We start from the raw sequence: 22,176 nt of genomic DNA on the forward strand, positions 1-22,176 counted from the left end.
TCCGGGTCAGCCCTCTGCGCTGGCGCCGGCCGGCTCGTCGGCCGGCCGCCGCGGCGCCGGCGTCGCCGGTTCCGCCTCGGTCGGCCCGGCGCCGAGGAAGCCGTCCGCCCACCGGCCGACCTCCGCGAACACCTTCTCGCGTACGGCGGGGCCGGAGAGGGTCAGGTCGTGCAATCCGCCGTCGAAGCGGGCCAGGGTGACGTGCCGGCCGAGCCGGGGTGCCCAGCGCACCATGTGCTCCACGTCGAGCACCGCGTCGGCGAGGGTGGCCGAGTCGTGCCACTTCGTGCCCCGGTAGCTGCGGGTGGAGCAGGCCAGCAGCACCGGCACCGGGATGTCGAGGCCCGCCCGGAGCTGGCGCTGGCCGGCGCGGATCGCGTTGATCCAGCCGGCCCGCACCGGGAACCCGGCGAGCGGCTTCCAGGCCAGGTCGTACCGCCACTCGCCGCGGTGGTCGGCGTGCAGGCTCTCGCCGTACACCGTGCCCAGCCCGAAGGGGAGGATGCGCTGCGGCGCCCGGCGGCCCAGCCGTGAGACGGCGGCCGCGAGGGGTCGACGGACCAGCCAGGGCGCGTTGATGTCGAAGAACGGGCTGTTCAGGAAGATCCCGTCGACCAGGCCGGCCTCGCGGCGGGCGTGCGCCCACAGCGAGATGATCAGGCCGCCGGTGGAGTGGCCCATGGCGAGCAGGGTGTCGTGCCCGTCGTCCTCGCGGATGATCTTCGCGGCGGCGTCCAGCTCGGGGAAGTAGTCGCTCAGGTCGCGGCAGAAGTTCGGGGTCTGGTGCGGTTGCAGGCTGCGACCGTACTTGCGCAGGTCGAGCGCGTAGAAGTCCCAGCCGCGCTCGGCGAAGAAGTCGGCGACGTGGGTCTGGAAGAAATAGTCGACGAAGCCGTGCACGTAGAGCACGGCCCGGCCGGTCGGGCGCTCCGCCCGCCGGCGGACCAGGGTGGCGACGACCGGTCCCTCGTCGTCGGTGCCCAGGTCGATCGTCTGCCGCTCGTACGGCGGTCCCAGCACGTCCGGTTCCACGACCGCGACGGTACGCCGCAACGCTACCCGACGGTAGCCCCCGCCCCCGCCCGCCGGCACCGGGCGCGGGCGGAGGCGGGGTGCTCTCAGACGGTCTCCGCGTCGGACCGCTCGGCGGCCTGCGCGGGGACGCCCTCGGGCTGGTCCGTCTCGCGCAGGTGCTTGTTGTGACGCGGCTCCTGCCGGGTCTTCGCGTCGTTGAGCCGGCGGCGCAGGTCGTCCCGGACGTCGTTGAGCGCGGCGTGCAGGTCCTCCTCGGAAGAGGTGGTGACGATCTTCTGCCGGCCCGCGACCCAGCACTCCAGGGTGACCTTCTGGCCCCGGGCGTTCCGGTCCTTGACCGACACCTCCAGCTCGGTGGCGTCGGCGTGGAACCCGGCGAGCCGGGCGTCGAGGGTCGCGAACTGCTCCGCGATCCAGTTCCGGTCGCCCTGGGAGAACCCGGCGCCGACGCGGAGGCACTCGGCCACGGTCGCGGGGTTCACCACGGCGCTCATCGCCGGATCTCGCAGACGTCTCGGAGAAGCATCGTCGCTCCCTTTCTCTCGGTTGATCAAGTCCTTACCCAATCGGCTCGGGTCCGGAACCGGCTCACCCGGTGGGCCTTTTGATCATGCTGCGGCGCAGGTCAGCACCGTAGGGCCGGTGGTCCCTAGCAGGCGGGACCTTGATCAGGCGGTTGTCCACAGGCCGGTCCGTCGTCCACAGGCCGGCCGGGGCTGCTGGTCGGGGTGCGGCCGCCGGGCGAGGCTCGGCCGGACAAGCCGAGTTCCCCTTGGGAGGGGCGATGTTCGATACGTACGTCACGATCGTCGGCAACGTGCTGACCGCGCCGGAATGGCGCCGGACCACCCAGAGCAACACCCTGGTGGCCAACTTCAAGGTCGCCTCGACCGCCCGGCGGCTCGACCGGGACAGCGGCCGCTGGGTCGACGGCAACAGCCTGCGGGTGCGGGTGAACTGCTGGCGGAAGCTGGCCGAGGGGGTGGCCGCCTCGGTGGCGGTCGGCGACCCGGTGGTCGTCGCCGGCCGCCTCTACACCCGCGACTGGACCGACGACGCCGGCAACCGCCGCACCCTCTACGAGCTGGAAGCCGTCGCCGTCGGGCACGACCTGTCCCGGGGCCGGGCCCGGTTCCTGCGCAACCGGCCCGGCATGACGACCAGCACCGTCGAGGACGCCGACGCGGAGCGCCGGGTGCACGGCGAGGCGACCGAGCCGGTGCCGGACGCTCAGGCCCCGGCGTCGCTCGACGACCGGCCGTTCGACGACGAGTTCCCGCCGGAGTTCGACGTCCCCCGGGTCGGGCTCTCCACCGGGGTGCGCGGGACGGCCGGAGACCCCGACGGGCTGATGGATCCGTTCGACGACCAGCCCGGCGGCCCGGCCGCCGAGGACGACGACGACGAACTGGCCGCGGAGGACGGCGACGACGAGTTGGCCGCCGAGCCGGCCGCCGAGGAGCCGGGCTCGACCGACGATGTCGACGGCGGCGCCGGGAGCGGTCGCAACCGGCGGGGTCGCCGGCGCACCCCGGTGCCCGCCTGAGCCGACGGATCGTGCCACGGGGGAGCGGGGTGGCGACGCCGGCGTGGCCACCCCGCCGTACGACTAGGCTGGCCGGCCGGAGGTGGTGACGAGTGCGGCAGGCGACCGCCATGGCGAACGCGGCGGGACTGGTGGCGGGCTACGCGCTGGACTCGCTGCTCGGCGATCCCCGGCACTGGCACCCGGTGGCCGGCTTCGGCCGGGCGGCCAGCGCCCTGGAGCGGCGGATCTACCGACCCGAGCGGTCGGCCGGCGCGGCGTTCACCGCGCTGGCGGTCGGCGCGCCGGTGCTGCTCGGGGTGGCCGCCGGCCTGGCCACCCGTCGTCGCCCGGTGGCCCGGGCCGCGTTGGTGGCCGCCGGCACCTGGACGGTGCTGGGCGGGCGCACCCTGCGCCACGAGTCGCGCGTGATGGCCGGGGCCTTGCGGGCCGGTGACCTCCCCGCCGCCCGGGGCCGGCTCAACCACCTGTGCGGGCGGGACCCGTCGGCCCTCGACGAGCCGGAACTGGCCCGGGCCACCGTCGAGTCGGTCGCCGAGAACACCTCCGACGCGGTGGTCGCCCCGCTGGTCTGGGGCGCCGTCGCCGGGCTGCCCGGCCTGCTCGGCTACCGGGCGGCCAACACGCTCGACGCCATGGTGGGCCACCGCTCACCCCGGTACGCCCGCTTCGGCACCCCGGCCGCCCGCCTGGACGACCTGCTCAACCTTGTCCCCGCCCGGCTGACCGGGCTGCTCACGGTCGCCGTGGCGCCGACCGCGCACGGGGACCGCGCCGCCGCCTGGCGGGTCTGGCGGCGGGACCGCAACGACCACCCGAGCCCCAACGCCGGGCAGTGCGAGGCGGCCATGGCCGGCGCGCTCGGCGTCCGGCTCGGCGGGCGCAACGTCTACTTCGGACGCGAGGAGACCCGGCCGTTCCTCGGCGACGGGCCCCGGCCCGAGGCGCGGCACCTGAAGCGGGCCGCCCGGCTCTCCGGCGCGGTCGGCCTGGCCGCGCTCGGCCTGGCGGCGGCCTACCCGGTGACGGTCGGTCGCCTGGTCGGCGCGACCGGCCGCGCCGCGCTGCGCGCCCTCGGCGGGGCGCGACGAGGGAGCGGGCGGTGAGCGGCGGGCTGCTGGTCGCCGGCACCACCTCCGACGCCGGCAAGAGCGTGCTCACCGCCGGCATCTGCCGCTGGCTGCGCCGCCGCGGCGTGCGGGTCGCCCCGTTCAAGGCGCAGAACATGTCCAACAACTCGGCCGTCGTCGTCGGGCCGGACGGGCGCGGCGGCGAGATCGGCCGGGCCCAGGCCATGCAGGCCGCCGCCTGCGGGCTCGCCCCGGACCTGCGCTTCAACCCGGTCCTGCTCAAGCCGGGCAGCGACCACGCCAGCCAGGTGGTGCTGCTCGGCGAGGCGGTCGACACGGTCACCGCCGGCAACTTCCGCGAGCTGCGCCCCCGGCTGGCCGGGACCGCGTACGCGGCGCTGGCCGAGCTGCGGGCCGAGTACGACGTGGTGATCTGCGAGGGCGCGGGCAGCCCGGCCGAGATCAACCTGCGGGCCGGCGACTACGTGAACATGGGGCTGGCCCGGCACGCCGGCCTGCCCGCGATCGTGGTCGGCGACATCGACCGGGGCGGGGTGTTCGCCTCGATGTTCGGCACGGTCGCGCTGCTCGACCCGGCCGACCAGGCCCTCGTCGCCGGCTTCGTCATCAACAAGTTCCGGGGTGACCTGGGGCTGCTCCGGCCGGGGCTGGACATGCTGCACCAGGTCACCGGCCGTCCCACCCTCGGCGTGCTGCCCTGGGCGCTCGACCTCTGGCTCGACGCGGAGGACTCGCTCGCGTACGGACGGGTGCTCGGCCGGCCGGCGGCCCCCCGGGGCACCGACTGGCTCGACGTGGCGGTGGTCCGGCTGCCGCGGATCAGCAACGCCACCGACGTCGAGGCGCTGGCCACCGAGCCCGGCGTCCGGGTCCGGCTGACCGTCGAGCCGGCCGAACTGGCCGCCGCCGACCTGGTGGTGCTGCCCGGCTCCAAGTCCACCGTGGCCGACCTGGCCTGGCTGCGGGAGACCGGCCTGGCCGACGCCGTCCTGGCGCACGCCGCCGCCGGCAGGCCGCTGCTCGGCATCTGCGGCGGGTTCCAGATGCTGTCCCGCGCCATCCACGACCCGGTGGAGAGCCGCGCGGGCAGCGTGCCCGGCCTGGGGCTGCTCCCCGTCGAGATCACCTTCGACCCGCGCAAGACGGTCCGGCGCGCCGCCGGCGCCGCCGCCGGTGACGTGCCGGTCCACGGCTACGAGATCCACCATGGCCAGGTGTCGGCGGCCGACCCGGGCCTGCCACCGCTGCTCCGCTACGCCGACGGCACCGGCGAGGGGGCCCGGCTGGGCGCGGTGCACGGCACCCACTGGCACGGCGCCTTCGAATCCGACGCCTTCCGCCGCCGTTTCCTCACGGAGGTCGCCGAACTGGCCGGACGGACCGGTTTCAAGGTCGCCCCGGACACCGCGTTCGCCGCCGCCCGGGAGCGCACCCTCGACCTGCTCGGCGACCTGGTCGAGGAACACCTCGACACCGACGCGCTGTGGCGGCTCATCGAGTCCGGCCCACCGCCGGGCCTGCCGTTCATCCCGCCCGGCGCCCCGACCGCCTGAGCCGGTCGGGCGCGGGCGGGCTCAGTAGCGGATGTCGGCGGGGCGGTCGGACATCGGCAGCCCCGCCTCCCGCCAGCCCTGCACGCCGCCGATCATGTCGGTGGCCCGGCGCAGGCCGAGCGCCTGGAGGCCGGCGGCGGCCAGGCTGGAGCTGAAGCCCTCGCGGCACACCACCACGATCTGGCGGTCATAGCTTGTCGACTCCGGGATGCGCCAGGCGCTGGCCGGGTCCAGCCGCCACTCCAGCACGGTCCGGTCGATGACGATCGCCCCGGGCAGCTCGCCCTGCTCGCGGCGCTGCGCGTCGGTCCGCGTGTCGACCAGCAGAGCCCCCGCCCGGACCGCCTCGACGGTGTCGTGCGGGGTGAGCCGGTGGAGGCCGGCGCGGGCCTGTTCGAGGAGGGCGTCGACGCCCGGACTCATCACGTCATGGAGCACCTCCCGATGATGCCCACGGCGACGCCGGCCCGCGCGGCGAACGGTCCGCTGGTGCCGCAGGATCCAGCGGAAGAGGGACTCGCTAGCGTCGGTCGGGTGACGGTGGCGGTGGTCGAGGCGTACGCCGGGTTGGCCCGGCGGGTGCTGGCCGGGCCGGCGCGGTTGGGGCGTACCCGACTGGTGGCGGTCGACGGGCCGAGCGGCGCGGGCAAGAGCGTCTTCGCGACGCGCCTCGCGGACGCCGTCGCGGCGCTGCCCGGCGGCGCCCGGCCGCCGGTGGTCCGCACCGACGACCTGCTCGACGGCTGGGACGACCAGTTCACCTTCTGGCCCCGGCTGGAGGAGTGGGTGCTCGGACCCGTCCGGGCGGGCCGGCCGGGGGCCTACCGCCGGTACAGCTGGGTCCGCCGGCGGTTCCTGGACCGGCCGGTGCCGGTGCCGGCCGGGCCGGTGCTGATCGTGGAGGGGGTGAGCGCGGCGCGGGCGGCGATCCGGCCGGAGGCGACCCTGTCGGTCCTCGTCACGGCGCCCGCCGGGTTGCGGCTGTCCCGGGCGCTCGCCCGCGACGGCGCGGAGATCCTGCCCGAGCTGCGCCGCTGGCACGCCGGGGAGCGGGCGCACTTCGCCGCCGACGGCACCGGCACCGCGGTGGACCTGGTGGTCGACGGCGCCCCCGACCTGCCGCACGACGCCGGCCGCTACTACGTCCGCCGGTGCGGAGCGGTGGGCTCGGACGACGGGGCGAGGTAAGGCCGGCATACGATTCCGGTCATGACCTCACCGATCATGTCCGAGTCCGAGGTGCGGGCCGCCGTCGAGCGGGAACTGCCCGGCGTCCGTGCCGACCTCGAGCGACTCGTCCGCATCCCGGGCATCGCCTTCGAGGGCTTCGACCACTCGCACGTCGAGCGTTCCGCCGAGGCGGTGGCGGAACTGCTGCGCGGCTGCGGCCTCGACACGAAGATCGTGCGCTCCGGCGGCCAGCCGGCCGTGATCGGGACGAAGCCGGCCCCGCCCGGGGCGCCCACCGTCCTCCTGTACGCCCACCACGACGTCCAGCCGGTCGGCGACCTGTCGCTCTGGGAGTCCGAGCCGTTCGAGCCGGTGGAGCGGGACGGCCGCCTCTACGGGCGCGGCGCCGCCGACGACAAGGCCGGCATCATGGCGCACATCGCGGCGCTGCGGGCGTACGGCGATCAGCTTCCCGTCGGCGTGGTCCTCTTCATCGAGGGCGAGGAGGAGTACGGCTCGGAGTCGCTGGAGCAGCTGCTCATCGCCCACCGTGAGGAACTCGCGTCGGACGTCATCGTCATCGCCGACTCGACCAACTGGGACGTCGGCGTGCCCGCGCTGACCACCTCGCTGCGCGGCATCGTCAACTGCTTCGTGGAGGTGCGCACCCTCGACCACGCCGTGCACAGCGGCATGTTCGGCGGCGCGGTGCCCGACGCGCTCACCACGCTCGTGAAGCTGCTCGCCACGCTGCACGACGACGCCGGTGACGTGGCCGTCGAGGGCCTGGTCGGCCGCGAGGGCGCCAGCGTCGACTACCCCGAGGACCGGTTCCGCGCCGAGGCCGGGCTGGTCTACGGCGCGGAGCTCTTCGGCACCGGCCGGATCACCGACCGGCTCTGGACCAAGCCGGCCCTGGCGATCCTCGGCGTGGACGCCCCGGCCACCGGGGAGGCGCCGAACGCGCTGGTCCCGGCCGCCAAGGCGAAGCTGAGCGTACGGCTGGCGCCGGGCGACGACCCGAAGAAGGCGTACGCGGCGCTCATCGCGCACCTGGAGAAGCACGCCCCGTGGGGTGCGCAGGTGACGGTGACGTTCGAGCACGACGGATCGCCCTGCGTCATCGACGCCACCGGGCCGATGTTCGAGGCGGCGCGGGCGGCGTTCCGGGGCGCCTGGGACGGCACCGACCCGGTCGACATCGGCGTGGGCGGCTCGATCCCGTTCATCGCCACCTTCCAGGAGATGTTCCCCGACGCCGCGATCCTGGTGACCGGCGTGGAGGACCCGCACGCCCGGGCGCACGGGCCGAACGAGAGCCTGCACCTGGGCGAGTTCGCCCGGGTCTGCGTGGCCGAGGCGCTGCTGCTGGGGAAGGTCGCCGAGGCCGGTCGGAACCGCCCCTGAGGTGTCGAAACCGTAACTTCGGGGCCGATGTCGGAGTTTGCGGTGTGTCGGGCGGCGGGGTGTTATAGCCTTTCGAACATGCGTACGAACGACGAGATCTCGCGGCTCCAGGCCGCCGTCAGTGCTCTGGGGGACGTCGATGTCTCCGCGTGGCCCGAGGACACGCTCAAGGAACAGCTCGGCGAGCTCTCCGCCGCGCTGGTCGCGCTCGACACGCTGCTCACCCGGGTCGCCGACGAGGTGCGCGCCCGAGGGTTGCGGATCGAGGAGCCGGTCTCGGCCTGATCCGGCCCGCGGCTTCCGAGGTCTTGGGGAGTTGACGTTCCTGGGGGGCGCCAACTTCCCAAGATCGCCCGGGATCCGCCCCGGTGTCGGGGGTGGCTGGCAGGATGAGGCACGTGCGGTTCCTTGAGCTGGCGGCCACGTCGGCGGCGGTGGGCGCCACCAGCGGCCGGCGGGCCAAGGTGGAGCTGCTGGCCGCCGCGCTGCGGTCGCTCGACCCCGACGAGGTGCCCGCGGGCGCCGGCTATCTCGCCGGCGAGCTGCGGCAGCGGCAGACCGGGGTGGGCTGGGCGAGCCTGCGTGACCTGCCCCCGCCGGCCGCCGAGCCGAGCCTGACCGTGGGCGGCGTCGACGCGGCGATCGAGGAGATCGCGGCGGTCGGCGGCGCCGGCTCCCAGGCCCGGCGGCGTGAGCTGCTCGGCCGGCTCTTCGCCGCGGCGACGGCCGACGAGCAGCGGCTGCTGGTCGGCCTCTTCCGCGGCGAGCTGCGCCAGGGCGCCCAGGCCGGCCTGCTCACCGAGGCGGTGGCGCGGGCCGCCGACGTGCCGGTCACGGCCGTCCGCCGGGCCCTGCTGCTCGCCGGCGACCTGCGTGCGGTGGCGGTCGCGGCGCTCTCCGGCGGTGCGGCCGCGCTGGCCGGGTTCGGCCTCCAGGTGGGCCGCCCGCTCGCCCCGATGCTGGCCCAGAGCGCGCCCTCGGTCGACGAGGCGCTCACCGCCACCGGCATCCCGGCGGTGGTGGACGTCAAGCTCGACGGAATCCGCATCCAGGTGCACCGGTCGGGCCAGGACATCGCGGTCTTCACCCGCAGCCTGGATGACATCACGGGCCGGCTGCCCGAGGTGGTGGCCGCCGTCCGCGCGCTGCCCGCCCGGGAGCTGGTGCTCGACGGCGAGGCGATCGGGTTGGACGCCGAGGGCCGGCCGCTGCCGTTCCAGGAGACCTCCAGCCGGGCCGCCCGGCGCACCACCCCGAGCACCACCGGGCGCACTCCGGTGGCGCCCGCGGTGCTCGCCGCCGCCGAGCGCACCGGCGCGACGGTGCTGACGCCGTACTTCTTCGACCTGCTGCACCTCGACGGCACCGACCTCATCGACCTGCCCGGCCGGGAGCGGTGGGCCGCGCTGGCCGGCGCGGTCGACCCGACCCTGCTGGTGGGCAGGGTGGAGGTGGACGACCCCGAGCAGGCCGGCGCGGCCTTCGCGGCGGCGGTCGACGCCGGCCAGGAGGGGGTGGTGGTCAAGGACCCGGCCGCGCCCTACGACGCCGGCCGGCGCGGCGCGGCCTGGGTCAAGGTGAAGCCCCGGCACACCCTCGACCTGGTGGTGCTCGCCGTCGAGTGGGGCAGCGGCCGGCGGCAGGGCTGGCTCTCCAACCTGCACCTGGGCGCCCGCGACCCGCGCACCGGCGATTTCGTCATGCTCGGCAAGACGTTCAAGGGGCTCACCGACGAGCTGCTGCGCTGGCAGACCGAGCGCTTCCTGGCGCTGGCCGTGGAGAAGGGCGACTGGGTGGTCCGGGTCCGGCCGGAGCAGGTCGTCGAGATCGCCTTCGACGGGGTGCAGGCCAGCAGCCGCTACCCGGGCGGCATGGCGCTGCGCTTCGCCCGCGTGGTGCGCTACCGGGACGACAAGACCGCCGCCGAGGCGGACACCATCGACGCGGTCCGGGCCATCCACGCCGGTCGGGTCACCGGCTGACCCGCCGGGGCCGGAGGCGGCGCGGTGCCGCCTCCGGGCGCGCGGCTCAACCCGTCGACAGCGACCGGGCGTAGTTGACCTGGTTGTTGATCTGCTGCACCTGGAACTGGTCGGCCACCGGGATCCGCGCGACGTACTGGTGCCCGCCGTTGGTCACCGTCACCTGCACGGTCCCGTGGTGCCGCGTCTCCTTGACCAGCAGGAAGAGGAGGCTGAACACGGTCAGGCAGAAGAAGCCGAGGATCGAGGCGACGATCGCCCAGGTGGCCACCTTCTCCTCCTTCTGCCAGTGGTCCATCACGTGCCAGGAGGAGCCGGCGAGCGGCAGGACACCGGCCGGGGTGCGGATCACCGGCGGCGTCACCATGATCTCGCCGATCTGCACGGCCACCACCGACTGCGCCGGCGGCAGCGGGCCCGGGAGCGGGGCCGGCACGGGCGGGTACGGCGCTGCCGGGATCAGCGCCCGCCGTGCGGCGCCGGCATCCCGACCGCCGGCCCCGGCGGCACGGCGAACTGGCCGGGCGGCGCCGAGAACTGGGCCGTGGCGGGCGGCGCCGAGAACTGGGCGGTGGCCGGCGGCGCCGAGAACTGGGCCGTCGCGGGCGGCGCCGAGAACTGCGCGGGCGGCGCGGGCGTGGCCGGGAACGGGGCGGCGGCCGGCGCGGCGGGGAACGGCGGGGCGACCGGGAGCGCCGGGACCGCGGGCGTGGCCGGGAACCGCGCGGTGGGCGGCGCGCTGACCGGGGGATCCGCCGGCGGCACGGCCAGCACCGGGAACTGCTCGGTGGGCGGCGCGACGGCCGGCGGCATGGCGGACCAGGGGTCGTACGCCGCCGGGGGCGGCGGCTCGGCGGGCAGCGGCGTCGTGGGATCAGGGGTCACCGCGACCCCCCACGGTTGACGATCATGGGCGGACCCTACAGCGTCCCCGTCGCCCGGTGTGCCCGCCGAATGTCCGGTTCGGGCGCCTCGAACGGGGTCAGGCGGAGGTCGGCTCGGCGGCCCGGTCCAGCGGCTTGCGCGGGGCGTCCAGGCCGGCCAGCCGCCGGGCCTCCCGGCGGGCGACCCAGCCGTAGCCGACCGGGCTCATCCCGGCGAAGAGCCACCACTGCACCACGTAGCCGAAGTTCTGCCAGTTGTTGGTGTGCCCGATGGGCACCGCCTGGAAGGCCGGGTCGGCGGGCGGGGTCTGCTGGTCGAGCAGCACGTAGCCGCCGGAGACCGGGTAGGGCAGCTGCCTGGCCAGGCGGGGGATGCTGATCCGCCGGGTCTCCAGCTTGCCGTCGCGCCGGTCGACCGCCCCGCCGCCGCTCTCGCTGGACACCAGCCGGCCGGAGACCGTCACCTCGCCGGTCGGCGCGGCCGGCACCGGCGGCTGGGCCGTGGCGTTGCCGCCGGGCACGGGCGGGATCCAGCCCCGGTCGACAAGCACCGCGCTGCCGTCGGCGAGGACCAGCGGGGTGAGCACCTCGAAGCCGACCTTGTTGTCGACGGTCCGGCCGCGGACCAGGACGATGTTGGCGCTGTCGTACCGACCGGTGGCGGTGACCCGGGTCCAGGTGAGCCGGTCCTCCGGCGCCGGGCCGGTGGTGCCGGGTCCGCCGGTCGGGGCGGGCAGGGCGTCGCGCAGCGGCGCGGGCGTCATGGTGGCGCCGGCGTCGATCCGGTCGTTGATCGCCGTGCGGCCCCGGTAGCGGTCCAGCTGCCAGTTGCCGAGGAACACCATCACCGCGGCGGCCACCAGGGTCAGCGCGAGATAGCCGAGCCAGCGCGGGGTCAGCAGGAACCGGTACACGTTGGCAAAGGCTACCCGTATGAGCGGCGCCACTGACCCGCACCGGGCCGGAACGGGCCGGTCGGCGGCCGCCGCCCGTCGGTCCGGGCGGGTATGGTCACGCGGGCGGAAACCACCCCAGACCAGGAGTCGATGATGACCGTCGTGCCGCGCGTCGTGTTGAGCGCGCCCTCCTCGGGGCACGGCACCGGTGCCCTCTCGCTCGGCCTGCTCGCGGCCCTCGCCGACCGGGAGTTGGACGTGGCCGGCTTCAAGATCGGGCCGGACCAGGTGGACGCGGCCTACCTGGGGCTGGCCGCCGGGCGGCCGGGGCGCAACCTGGACCCGCGGCTGGTCGGCTCGGAGCGGGTCGCTCCGCTGTTCGCGCACGGCGCCGCCGGGGCCGGGTTCGCGCTGGTCCAGGGCACCATGGGGCTCTACGACTCGATCGCCGGCCGGCCGGAGACCGAGTCCACGGCGGCCGTCGCGACCGCGTTGCGCAGCCCGGTGGTGCTGGTCGTGGACGTGGCCGCCATGGGCCAGTCGGTGGCCGCACTGGTGCACGGCTTCCGGGCGTACGACGAGCAGCTCTGGCTGGGTGGCGTCATCCTCAACCGGGTGGCCTCGCCCCGGCACGAGGCGATGCTGCGCGAGGCGCTCGACGACGTGGGGGTGCCGGTCTACGGCGCGCTGCGCCGGCACGAGCTGCCCGCGGTGCTGCCGGCCCGCCGGCACGGGCTGGTGCCGGTGGTGCAGCGCGACGCCGAGGCCCAGCGGGCGGTCCGCCGGCTCGGCGAGGCGGTCGCCGCCACGGTCGACCTCGACCGGCTGCTGGGGCTGGCCCGTTCCGCCCCGGAGCTGACCGTCGCGCCGTGGTCGCCGGAGCCGGCCGCGGGCGCGCCCGCGGGAGAACGGCCGGTGGTCGCGCTGGCCGGTGGTCCGGGCGGCAGCTACAGCCACCCGGAGACCGCCGAGCTGCTGCGCGCGGCGGGCGCCGAGGTGGTCACCGTCGACCCGCTGCGCGACGAGTCGCTGCCCGCCGGCACCCGTGCGCTGGTCGTCGGCGGCGGGCTCCCGGAGACGTACGCGGAGCAGCTCTCCGCCAACCGCCGGCTCTGCATCGCGGTGGCCGAGCTGGCCCGGACGGGCCGCCCGGTGATCGCCGAGGGCGCCGGCCTGCTCTGGCTGGCCCGGGAGCTGGACGGCCTGCCCATGTGCGGGGTGCTCGACGCGGTCGGCGCCAGCCGGGACGGCCTGGTGGTCGGCTACCGGGAGGCGACCGCGGCCGGTGACAGCGTGGTGGCCCCTGCCGGCGCCACGGTGGTGGGCCACAAGCAGCACGCCGCGGTCCTCACCCCGCGGGCCGGCGAGCGGGCGGCCTGGCGCTGGGAGGGTGGCGCCCCGGAGGGCTTCGTCTGGCGGGGCGTGCACGCCTCGCAGCTCGTGCCGCACTGGGCGGCGCACCCGGAGATCGCGGCCCGGCTGGTCGCGGCGGCCGTGGCTCCCGCGGAGGCTCCGGCGTGATCGGGCAGGTGGCGGTGCGCCGTTTCCCGGCGCTGACCGTCTCCACGCCGCGCACCGAGGTACGCCAGCTCGTCGCCGCGGACGCCGAGGCGGTCGACGAGGTGTTCGCGGACCGGCAGACCCAGCGCTGGCTCCCGCTGGCCGACTCCTCGGGCCAGATCGACGGGCGGGCCTGGTGCACCGAGCTGGCCCGGCAGCGCCGGGACAGCGGCGAGGGCGACCACTGGGCGGTGGTCCGCCGCGAGGACCGGCGGGTGGTCGGCTGCCTGTGGACCCGGCGCACCGACTGGGGCGCGCGGCTGACCGAGGTGTCCTACGCGATCGCCCCGCACGCCCGCGGCTACGGCCTGGCCGCCGAGGCGGTCGACGCGGTCGCCATCGCGCTGATCCTGGAGCACGGCTTCCAGCGCGTCGAGCTGCGGGTGGCCGCCGGCAACGTGGCGAGCCGCCGGGTGGCGGAGAAGGCCGGCTTCAGCTACGAGGGCCTGCTCCGCAACGCCGGCTTCGTCCACGGCGCAAGGGTTGACCTGGAACTGTGGAGCTTCGTCTCCGCCGACCTCCGCTGACCCAGGATGTTGATCAAGAGGTTTGCGTCGGGAATCGGGCGATTCCGCGCGCAAACCTTTTGATCAACTGGCCCGGGCGCACCCCCGGGTAGTTGTGGGGGCGGGTTCAGCCCACGATCTGGTCGCTGGGTGGGGTGAACTGTCGGGTGGGTTGGCCCTTCAGGGCGTCGCGGAGGGTCATGGCCACGGCGTTCACCGGGATCTGGGACTGGCCGTCGCCGACGGCGTTGAACGGGTTGTCCGGGTCGGCGATGAAGCTCGCCGCCGCCAGTTCCGGCGTGTAGCCGACGAACCAGGCCGACCGGGTGCTGTCCGTGGTACCCGTCTTGCCGGCGACCGGGCGGCCGACCGTGCCCCGCACGCTGTCCGCGGTCGACCAGCCGCCGCAGCTTCCCCTGGCCGGGGTGTCGCCGGTCGGGCAGCGGGCCGCGTCGGTGGCCGCCCGGGCCGCGTCGGCGTTGACCACCTGCCGGCAGCGCGGCTTGGCGACCTCCCGCTGCACCCCGCCCGGAGTGCGGTAGGTGGCGGGCGTGCCGTCCCGGTTCATGATCGAGTTGACCGGGATCGCCTCGCAGTAGCGTCCGTCGGCGGCGACGGCCGCGTACGCGTTGGCCATCTCCAGCGGGGTGGCGTCGGAGACGCCCAGGGTGAACGCGCCCCACTTCTTCACCTTGGTCGGGGACGCCTGATCGCGGTCCACGTCGGTGCGCCAGCGCAGCCCGAGCTGCTCGGCCAGCCGGACCGCCCGGTCCGCGCCCACCTGCTCCTCCAGCCACACGAAGTACGTGTTGACGGACTTCCCGAAACCGGACCACATGGTCTGCTGGCCGGTCATCGCGCCGCTGGCGTTCGACGGGGCCCAGCCGTCGTACACCGACGACTTGTACCGGTACGGGGCGTTGAACGAGGTCGAGAGCTTCATCCCCGAGTCGAGGGCGGCGAGCATCGGGAACATCTTGAACGTCGATCCGGCCTGGTAGCCGGGGAGCGTGCCACCGCCGAGCAGCGGCGCCACCGTGTTCGGATAGTTCGCCTTCACCTTCGGGCCGGCCTCCGGGTTCGAGCTGGGCCCGTTCTCGCTGAGGTCGAGGGAGTAGTTCCGGTTGACCGCCATGGCCTTGACCCGCCCCGTGCCCGGTTCGGCGACCACCACACCGTTGGCGAACGGGCTGCCGGTGTTGTCCTTGGCGCCGACGTTCTTCTCCGCCGCCGACTGGATCTTCGGGTCGAGGCTCAGCACGATGCGGTAGCCGCCCCGGCGCAGCTTGTCCATCCGTTCCAGCCGGTTCTCCCCGAACGCGGGCTGCGCGCTCCACCAGTTCTTCAGGTAGTCACAGGCGAAGCCCCAGGTGCGGAAGTCCTTGTTGATCGAGGCGCAGTCGTTCGGCGGGTTGGTGAGCCGCAGCTTGATGGGCTCGGCCTTGGCCGCCGCCACGGCGTCCGGCGAGAGGTAGCCGAGGCGGGCCATGTTGTCGAGCACGTAGTTGCGCCGGCCGGTGGCGTCCTTCTGGTCGGAGGTGATCGGGTCGTACTCCGAGGGGGACTTGACCAGGCCGGCCAGAGTGGCCGCCTCGACCGGGGTGAGGGTGGCCGGGGTCTTGGAGAAGAAGATCTGCGAGGCCGCGTAGATCCCGTACGCCCGGTGGCCGAAGTAGGCCGAGTTCAGGTAGCGCTCGAGGATCTGCTCCTTGCTGACGTGCTTCTCGATGTCCAGCGCCATGCGCATCTCCTTGACCTTGCGCAGGCTGGTCTGCTGGGTGGCCTCCTGGACCTCCTTCGGCGTCTTGGCGCTGTCCCGCAGGGCCATCCGCACGTACTGCATCGTGATCGTCGAGGCGCCCTGGGAGACGCCGCCGGACCGGGCGTTGGACACGAAGGCGCGCGCCACGCCCTTCGGGTCGACGCCGTGGTGCTGGTAGAAGCGGTTGTCCTCGGCGGCGACGATCGCCTGCTGGATGTTCGGCGACATCTCGTCGATCTTGGTGTACTGCCGGTACTCCTCGTAGAACATCGTCAGCACGGTCTTGCCGTCCGGCGCGTACAGGTACGAGGTCTCGGCGGGCAGCGCGGTCTTGAGGATGCTCGTCTTCTGCTCCACTGCGTGTGCGGTGGCCTTGGCGCCGATGCCGGTGACGGCGGCCAGCGGATAGGCCGCGGCGGCGACCACGATGCCGGCGATGAGCCCGGCGCGGAGGAGGGGCACGGCACGACCAGCGGAGGCAAGGGGTCGGTTGCTCACGTGGTCAAGCTATGACATTTCCGATTCGGAAATGAGAAGAATTCATAAACGGGCGAGGGGGTTCAGCGGTGGTGACGCGGCCCACGCCGGGATCCGCTGTCCCGGGCGGCGGCTTCCCGGCAGGATCGCGGACATGCGTGCTCAGCTGATCGGGACCGACGCTCCGGCGGGCGAGCCCGACCTCGGCCACCACGGGGACGCCGAGGCCACCCCCGGCCTGGTCGACCTGGCGGTCAACGTCCGCCGCGCCCCGATGCCGGACTGGCTGGCCGACCCGCTGGTCGCCGCCCTGGGCGCGCTCGCCGCGTACCCCGATCCCGGCCCCGCCCGGGCCGCCGTCGCCGCCCGGCACGGGCGTCCCCCGGAGGAGGTACTCCTCACCGCCGGCGCCGCCGAGGGCTTCGTGCTGATCGCCCGGGCGCTGCGCGAGGCCCGGCGACCGGTGGTGGTCCACCCGCAGTTCACCGAGCCGGAGGCCGCCCTGCGGGCCGCCGGCCACACCGTCGAGCGGGTGCTGCTCGACGCGGGCGACGACTTCCGGCTCGACCCGGCCCGGGTGCCCGCCGACGCCGACCTCGTGCTGGTCGGCAACCCCACCAACCCCACCTCGGTGCTGCACCCCGCCGGCGCGCTCGCCGCGCTGGCCCGCCCCGGCCGGGTGCTGGTGGTCGACGAGGCGTTCGCCGACACCACGGCGGCCCCGGGCGTCGAGGGCGAGCCCGAGTCCCTCGCCGCCCGCCGCGACCTGCCCGGCCTCGTGGTGGTCCGCAGCCTCACCAAGACCTGGGGGCTGGCCGGGCTGCGGATCGGCTACCTGCTCGGCGACCCCGGGCTGCTCGCCCGGTTCGCCGCCGCACAGCCCCTCTGGGCGGTCTCCACCCCGGCCCTGGCCGCCGCCACCGCCTGCGCGTCCCCGGCCGCCGTCGCGGCTGAGCGCGCCATCGCCGCCGAGCTCGCCGCCGACCGCGACCACCTGGTGGCCCGCCTGTCCGGCCTGCCCGGGGTACGCGTCGTCGGCCGCCCCGCCAGCGCCTTCGTCCTGGTCCACCTGACCGGTGCCGCCGAGGTCCGCGAGCGGCTGCGCGAGCGCGGCTGGGCGGTACGCCGCGGCGACACCTTCCCCGGGCTGGGCCCGGACTGGCTGCGGATCGCGGTGCGCGATCCGGCGACGACCGACGCCCTCACCGACGTGCTGGCGGAGATCCTGGAGGCATGATGTTGGAGTCCACCGTCGCGGCGATCCGGCCGCTCGACGAGGCCGCCATGGCGGCCGCCCGCGAACTCCAGGGCCGGCTCACCAAGCCCGCCGGCTCGCTCGGCGCCCTGGAGCCGCTCTCCGTTCGCCTCGCCGGCCTCGCCGGGACCTGCCCGCCGCCGCTGCCCGAGCCGGCCGCGGTGGCGATCTTCGCGGGCGACCACGGCGTGCACGCCCAGGGCGTCACCCCGTGGCCGCAGGAGGTCACCGCCCAGATGATCGCCAACTTCGTGGCCGGCGGCGCGGTGGTCAACGCGTTCGCCCGGCAGGCCGGCGCCTCGGTCACCGTGGTGGACGTCGGCGTGGCCACCCCGCTCCCGGTCGAGCCGACCGGCGACCCGGCCGGCCCCCGCCTGGTCGCGGCGAACGTACGGCCCGGCACCCGGGACATGACCGTGACCGCGGCGCTGACCCGGGACGAGGCCCGGGCGGCCGTGGAGACCGGCATCCGGATCGCCGGGGAACTGGTCGACGCCGGGGCCGGCATCCTGCTCACCGGGGACATGGGCATCGGCAACACCACGCCGGCCGCCGCGCTGATCGCGGCGTTCACCGGTGTCGACCCGGCGGCGGCGACCGGTCGGGGCACCGGGGTGGACGACGAGACGTACGCCCGCAAGGTCGGCGTGGTGCGGGCCGCGCTCGACCGGCACGCGCCCGACCCGGCCGACCCGCTCGGTGTGCTGGCCGCGGTCGGCGGCCTGGAGCACGCCGCGCTGGCCGGGCTGGTCCTCGGCGCCGCCGCGCGCCGGGTGCCGGTGCTGCTGGACGGTGTCATCGCGGTCAGCGCCGCGCTGGCGGCCGCCGCGTTCGCGCCGGACGCGGTCGGGGCCATGGTCGCCGGGCACCGTTCCGCCGAGCCGGGCGCGACGGCGGCGCTGCGGCACCTCGGCCTGGACCCGCTCATCGACCTCGGGCTGCGGCTCGGCGAGGGCACCGGCGCGCTGCTCGCGCTCCCCGTCGTCACGGGCGCGGTCCGGGTGCTGCACGAGGTCGCCACCTTCGACTCGGCGGGAGTGGCCGAGAAGTGAGCGCGGGAACCCTTCGCCTCAGCGTGCCGCGTGGGGGCGTGCGGCCGGCGCGGTCCGGCGGGGAGGCGGCGACGTGAGCGGCAGTCCGTACCCCCTGGGGTTGCGGCTGGCCGGCCGGCGGGTGGTCGTGGTCGGCGGGGGAGCGGTGGCGACCCGGCGGGTGCCCGCGCTGCTCGACGCCGGCGCGGACGTCCTGCTGGTGGCGCCGGAGCTGACCCCGGCGCTGCGGGCGCACGTGGACGCCGGCCGGCTGCGGTGGGAGCCGCGCCGGTTCGTCCCGGACGACCTGGACGGGGCCTGGCTGGTCCAGGTGGCCGTCGACGACCGGGTCGCCGCGGCCTCGGTCAGCGCCGCCGCCGCCGAGCGGCGGATCTTCTGCGTCCGCGCCGACGACCGGGCCGCCGCCACCGCGTGGACCCCGGCCGTGACCCGGCACGGCCCGGTCACCGTGGCCGTGCTGGGCGGCGGCGACCCCCGCCGCGCCATGAGCGTCCGGGACGCGGTGCGCGAACTGCTGGCCGCCCGCGCCGGACAGCCGGCCGGGGAGACCACCGTTGCCGGCGCGGCCGCGGGTTCCGCCGGTGCCGCGCCGGGACGGCCGAGCGTGCCGGCTCCCGGCGAGTCCGGCACCGACGGGGCGCCGGTGGGCCGGGTGGCGCTGGTGGGCGCCGGACCGGGCGATCCCGAGCTGATCACCGTCCGGGGCTGGCGGCTGCTCACCGAGGCGGAGGTCGTGGTCGCCGACCGGCTCGTCCCCGGGCTGCTCCTCGACGAGCTGCGCCCGGACGTCGAGCTGGTCGACGCCTCCAAGATCCCGTACGGGCCGTCGCGGGCCCAGGAGGAGATCAACCGGATCCTGGTCGACCGGGCCCGGGCCGGGAAGGTCGTGGTCCGCCTCAAGGGCGGCGACCCCTACGTCTTCGGCCGGGGCGGCGAGGAGCTGCTGGCCTGCGCCGAGGCGGGCGTGCCGGTCACCGTGGTGCCCGGGGTGACCAGCGCGATCTCGGTGCCCGCGGCCGCCGGGGTGCCGGTCACCCACCGGGCGGTGGCGCACGAGTTCACCGTGGTCTCCGGGCACGTCGCGCCCGACTCGCCGGCCTCGCTGGTCCGCTGGGAGTCCCTCGCCGGCCTGCGCGGCACCCTGGTGATCCTCATGGGCCTGAAGAACCTCGCGGCGATCAGCGCCGCCCTCGTCGCGCACGGCAGGCCCGCGGGGACCCCGGCCGCGGTGATCCAGGAGGGCACCACCACCGCCCAGCGGGCGATCCGCTCGACCCTCGGCACGGTGGCCGCCGACGTCGAGGCCGCCGGCCTCCGCCCACCCGCCATCGTCGTGGTCGGGGACGTGGTCGGGGCGCTCGACACCTGAGCACCGAGTAGGCGAGCGGCCCGGGACCAGTCGGTCCCGGGCCGCCGTCGCGCCTGGTCAGGTCACTGCTTGAGCATGTTGTCCAGCATCAGCGCGCAGCGGATCAGCCCGAGGTGGCTGTACGCCTGCGGGTGGTTGCCCAGCCCGCGCTCGGCCAGCGGGTCGTACTGCTCGGGGAGCAGCCCGGTCGGCCCGGCCGTGTCGACCATCTGCGCGAACAGCTCCTCCGCGTCGGTGCGCCGGCCGGTGCGCAGATACGCCTCGATCAGCCACGCCGTGCAGATGTGGAAGCCGCCCTCCCGGCCGGGCAGGCCGTCGTCCCAGTGGTACCGGTAGACGACCGGCCCGCTGCGCAGCTCCGCCTCGATCTTCAGCACGGTGGACAGGAAGCGCGGGTCGTCCCCGGCGAGCAGCCCGGAGATGCCGATCCAGAGCGACGAGGCGTCCATCTCCTCGTACCCGTAGGCGACGCTGTACGCCTCCGCCTCCGGGTGCCAGCCGTGCTCCAGCACGTTGTCGGCGATCCGGTCGCGCAGCTCGACCCACTCCGGCCGGTCCTCGCCGCCGTGCTGCCGCACCACGTGCAGCGCCCGGTCGACGGTCATCCAGAGCATGACCTTGGAGAAGACGTGGTGCCGGGGCGGGAGGCGGGCCTCCCAGATGCCGTGGTCGGGCTCGTGCCAGCGGCGGCGGACCGCCTCGACCATGTTCTCCAGCACCCGCCACTCGTCGTCCCGGACCGAGCCCCGGGCGTCGGCCACCGCGGCGATCAGGTCGGCGACCGGCCCGAAGACGTCGAGCTGGAGCTGGTGGTTGGCGAGGTTGCCGACCCGGACCGGCCGGGAGCCCGCGTAGCCGGGCAGAGTGTCGATGACCGCCTCGGCGCCCAGCTCGTAGCCGTCGACCGTGTAGAGCGGGTGCAGCCGCTCCGGGTGCCCGCCGGTGCGGTCGATGACGCCGTCGACCCAGCGCAGCAGGCCCTCCGCCTCCTCGGTGGAGCCGAGGTCGACAAGCGCGCGGGCGGTCATCGCCGCGTCCCGCAGCCAGCAGTAGCGGTAGTCCCAGTTCCGGACGCCGCCCAGCTCCTCGGGGAGCGAGGTGGTCGCCGCGGCGAGGATCGAGCCGGTCGGCTCGTGGCAGAGCCCGCGCAGGGTGAGCGCGCTGCGGGCCACCAGGTCCCGGGCGGTGCCGGGCAGCCGCAGCGAGGCCACCCAGTCCTTCCAGGGCTGCTCGGCGGCGGCCTGCCGCTCGTGGATGGGCACCCGGTGGTGCTCCAGGCTCTGGGTGCCGAAGCGCAGCTCCAGCACCACCTGACCGCCGGCGGCCGACAGGTCCACGACGGCCTTGGCGGTCTCGTAGCCGGCGTCGCTGGTGACCTCCCACTCGACGCCGGGCGAGTAGAGCGCCACCGGCTCGTTGGAGCCGAGCACCAGCAGCCCGTCGTCGAGCGGCTGGAGCTGCACGGCGACCTGGCCGAACTCGGGACGCGGGGCGAAGTCGATCCGGGCCTTCCCGGTGCCGCTGAGCACCCGGACCAGCGCCGAGTCGCCGGTGACGATCGCCGGGCCGTCCGGCGTGGTCTCCTTCGCCGGCAGGTCCAGCCAGTCGGTCACGGTGAGGCCGGACCAGCGGGTCTCCACGGTCATGGTGTTGCTGCGGTAGCGCTGGCCCAGCGGGATGCCACCCCGCTGCGGGCCGACCGTGAAGTGCCCGGCCGGGCTGCCGCCCACGAGGTCGGCGAAGATCGCCGCCGAGTCCGGCTTCGGGTGGCACAGCCAGGTGATCTTGGCCTCGGGGGTGACGAGCGCGACAGTGCGGCCGTTGGCCAGCATCGAGTGCCGCTCGATCGGCACCGCCCGCTCGCCGAAGAGCCAGTGCCGCCGGGTCTCCAGCAGCAGGCCGAGTGCCCGGGCCGCCTCGATGGGCTCGGCCACCCGGTAGTCGGCCCGGGTGTCGCCCGGACCGATCTTGATGCCGACGTCCGGCCCGTGCAGGTTGCCGAAGGCGTTCTCGTCGGTGACGTCGTCGCCGATGAACAGCACGGCGCTGGCCGCGAGCTGGGTCCGGAGCTGGTCGACCGCGGTGCCCTTGTGGGTCGCCACCACCGACAGCTCGATGACCTCCTTGCCCTGGGTGACGGTGACGTCGTCCCAGGTGGCGGGGCCGCTGCGGACCGCCTCGATGGCCGCTGCCGCGATCTGCGGGTCGACCCCGCGGGTGTGCACGGCGACGCTGGCCGGCTTGCGCTCCAGGCGTACGCCGGGGTGGGCCGCCGCGATCTCGCGCAGCTCGTTGCGGAGCCGGTGCCGGACCGCGATCAGCTCCGGGGTGAGGCGCTCGACGAAGCCGATGTCGAACTCCGAGCCGTGGCTGCCGACCAGGTGCACCTCGCTGGGCAGCCGGGAGAGCGTCGCCAGGTCGCGCAGCGCGCGGCCGGACACCACCGCGACGCTCGTCTGCGGCAGGGACGCGAGGGCACGCACCGCGGCCACCGACTCGGGCAGCGGCACGGCCTTGCTCGGGTCCTCGACGATCGGGGCCAGGGTGCCGTCGTAGTCGCAGGCGACCAGGAGCTGGGGGACCCGGGCGATCCGGCCGATGGCGGCGCGCAGCTCGGGATCCATCACCCCG

General features: G+C 75.4%; 19 protein-coding genes and 1 pseudogene. 12 read left to right on the forward strand and 8 right to left on the reverse strand.

The features are described from left to right. Positions 1 to 6 precede the first annotated feature (6 nt). On the reverse strand, positions 7 to 1,032 hold the full coding sequence (locus NLX85_RS14825) for an alpha/beta hydrolase (protein ID WP_254335385.1): 1,026 nt from the start codon (positions 1,030 to 1,032) through the stop codon (positions 7 to 9). 86 nt (positions 1,033 to 1,118) lie between these two features. After that, a complete protein-coding gene (locus NLX85_RS14830; protein ID WP_254335386.1) occupies positions 1,119 to 1,529 on the reverse strand; it encodes an HPF/RaiA family ribosome-associated protein in 411 nt (136 codons plus the stop codon). A gap of 290 nt (positions 1,530 to 1,819) precedes the next feature. Between NLX85_RS14830 and ssb the strand changes: the two genes are divergently transcribed. The 3 genes and pseudogenes from ssb to NLX85_RS14845 all read left to right on the forward strand — a co-directional run. Next, positions 1,820 to 2,581 (forward strand): single-stranded DNA-binding protein, encoded by a 762-nt coding sequence (ssb, locus tag NLX85_RS14835; RefSeq protein ID WP_254335387.1) that lies wholly within the window; start codon positions 1,820 to 1,822, stop codon positions 2,579 to 2,581. A 92-nt stretch (positions 2,582 to 2,673) separates the two neighbouring features. Then, entirely contained in the window at positions 2,674 to 3,687 is a 1,014-nt protein-coding gene (locus tag NLX85_RS14840; protein ID WP_254335390.1) for a cobalamin biosynthesis protein, read from the forward strand. After that, positions 3,684 to 5,348: pseudogene (locus NLX85_RS14845) on the forward strand (cobyric acid synthase); the annotation flags it as partial. The gene NLX85_RS14840 and the pseudogene NLX85_RS14845, both read left to right, overlap by 4 nt. On the opposite strand, the gene NLX85_RS14850 reads toward NLX85_RS14845, so the two are convergent. Then, positions 5,247 to 5,648, reverse strand: coding sequence for a rhodanese-like domain-containing protein (locus NLX85_RS14850; RefSeq protein WP_254335577.1), 402 nt, complete (start codon positions 5,646 to 5,648; stop codon positions 5,247 to 5,249). The pseudogene NLX85_RS14845 and the gene NLX85_RS14850 sit on opposite strands and share 102 nt — an antisense overlap. Before the next feature lie 111 nt (positions 5,649 to 5,759). Here NLX85_RS14850 and NLX85_RS14855 point away from each other — a divergent pair, with 111 nt between their 5' ends. The 4 genes from NLX85_RS14855 to NLX85_RS14870 all read left to right on the forward strand — a co-directional run bounded on the left by NLX85_RS14855 (position 5,760) and on the right by NLX85_RS14870 (position 9,784). Continuing rightward, entirely contained in the window at positions 5,760 to 6,413 is a 654-nt protein-coding gene (locus NLX85_RS14855) for a hypothetical protein (RefSeq protein WP_254335394.1), read from the forward strand. A 36-nt stretch (positions 6,414 to 6,449) separates the two neighbouring features. Continuing rightward, positions 6,450 to 7,802 carry a dipeptidase gene (locus tag NLX85_RS14860; protein ID WP_254335578.1) on the forward strand — a complete coding sequence of 451 codons (1,353 nt, stop codon included), beginning with the start codon at positions 6,450 to 6,452 and terminating at the stop codon, positions 7,800 to 7,802. Between the two features lie 78 nt (positions 7,803 to 7,880). Further along, on the forward strand, positions 7,881 to 8,087 hold the full coding sequence (locus NLX85_RS14865) for a hypothetical protein (RefSeq protein ID WP_254335396.1): 207 nt from the start codon (positions 7,881 to 7,883) through the stop codon (positions 8,085 to 8,087). Positions 8,088 to 8,191: 104 nt separating this feature from the next. Continuing rightward, positions 8,192 to 9,784, forward strand: a complete 1,593-nt coding sequence (locus NLX85_RS14870) for an ATP-dependent DNA ligase (protein ID WP_254335404.1) — start codon at positions 8,192 to 8,194, stop codon at positions 9,782 to 9,784. 46 nt (positions 9,785 to 9,830) lie between these two features. On the opposite strand, the gene NLX85_RS14875 is transcribed toward NLX85_RS14870, so the two are convergent. The 3 genes from NLX85_RS14875 to NLX85_RS14885 form a co-directional block, all read right to left on the reverse strand. Then, entirely contained in the window at positions 9,831 to 10,220 is a 390-nt protein-coding gene (locus NLX85_RS14875; protein WP_254335406.1) for a hypothetical protein, read from the reverse strand. Between the two features lie 23 nt (positions 10,221 to 10,243). Further along, positions 10,244 to 10,669 (reverse strand): hypothetical protein, encoded by a 426-nt coding sequence (locus NLX85_RS14880; RefSeq protein WP_254335590.1) that lies wholly within the window; start codon positions 10,667 to 10,669, stop codon positions 10,244 to 10,246. A 97-nt stretch (positions 10,670 to 10,766) separates the two neighbouring features. After that, complete coding sequence (locus NLX85_RS14885; RefSeq protein ID WP_254335408.1) at positions 10,767 to 11,582, reverse strand: SURF1 family protein; 816 nt, start codon at positions 11,580 to 11,582, stop codon at positions 10,767 to 10,769. 135 nt (positions 11,583 to 11,717) lie between these two features. Between NLX85_RS14885 and NLX85_RS14890 the strand changes: the two genes are divergently transcribed. After that, positions 11,718 to 13,085, forward strand: a complete 1,368-nt coding sequence (locus NLX85_RS14890; protein WP_254335410.1) for a cobyrinate a,c-diamide synthase — start codon at positions 11,718 to 11,720, stop codon at positions 13,083 to 13,085. Then, the gene (locus tag NLX85_RS14895) at positions 13,082 to 13,651 is read left to right on the forward strand and encodes a GNAT family N-acetyltransferase (RefSeq protein WP_254335413.1); all 570 of its coding nucleotides are present in this window, start codon (positions 13,082 to 13,084) and stop codon (positions 13,649 to 13,651) included. The genes NLX85_RS14890 and NLX85_RS14895 overlap by 4 nt, the downstream gene beginning before the upstream one ends. 106 nt (positions 13,652 to 13,757) lie before the next feature. On the opposite strand, the gene NLX85_RS14900 is transcribed toward NLX85_RS14895, so the two are convergent. Further along, positions 13,758 to 15,890 (reverse strand): transglycosylase domain-containing protein, encoded by a 2,133-nt coding sequence (locus NLX85_RS14900; protein WP_254335415.1) that lies wholly within the window; start codon positions 15,888 to 15,890, stop codon positions 13,758 to 13,760. Positions 15,891 to 16,023: 133 nt separating this feature from the next. Between NLX85_RS14900 and cobC the strand changes: the two genes are divergently transcribed. The 3 genes from cobC to cobA all read left to right on the forward strand — a co-directional run bounded on the left by cobC (position 16,024) and on the right by cobA (position 19,545). After that, a complete protein-coding gene (gene cobC / locus NLX85_RS14905; protein WP_254335417.1) occupies positions 16,024 to 17,106 on the forward strand; it encodes an Rv2231c family pyridoxal phosphate-dependent protein CobC in 1,083 nt (360 codons plus the stop codon). Next, positions 17,106 to 18,176: a nicotinate-nucleotide--dimethylbenzimidazole phosphoribosyltransferase gene (cobT, locus tag NLX85_RS14910; protein ID WP_254335579.1), complete on the forward strand. Its 1,071-nt coding sequence runs from the start codon at positions 17,106 to 17,108 to the stop codon at positions 18,174 to 18,176. The genes cobC and cobT overlap by 1 nt, the downstream gene beginning before the upstream one ends. Before the next feature lie 73 nt (positions 18,177 to 18,249). Beyond that, entirely contained in the window at positions 18,250 to 19,545 is a 1,296-nt protein-coding gene (cobA, locus tag NLX85_RS14915; protein WP_254335419.1) for a uroporphyrinogen-III C-methyltransferase, read from the forward strand. Between the two features lie 62 nt (positions 19,546 to 19,607). On the opposite strand, the gene otsB is transcribed toward cobA, so the two are convergent. Beyond that, complete coding sequence (gene otsB / locus NLX85_RS14920) at positions 19,608 to 22,169, reverse strand: trehalose-phosphatase (protein ID WP_254335581.1); 2,562 nt, start codon at positions 22,167 to 22,169, stop codon at positions 19,608 to 19,610. Between the last annotated feature and the right edge of the window lie 7 nt (positions 22,170 to 22,176).

The sequence above is a fragment of the Micromonospora sp. A3M-1-15 genome, from assembly GCF_024213425.1.
Taxonomy (GTDB): domain Bacteria; phylum Actinomycetota; class Actinomycetes; order Mycobacteriales; family Micromonosporaceae; genus Micromonospora; species Micromonospora chersina.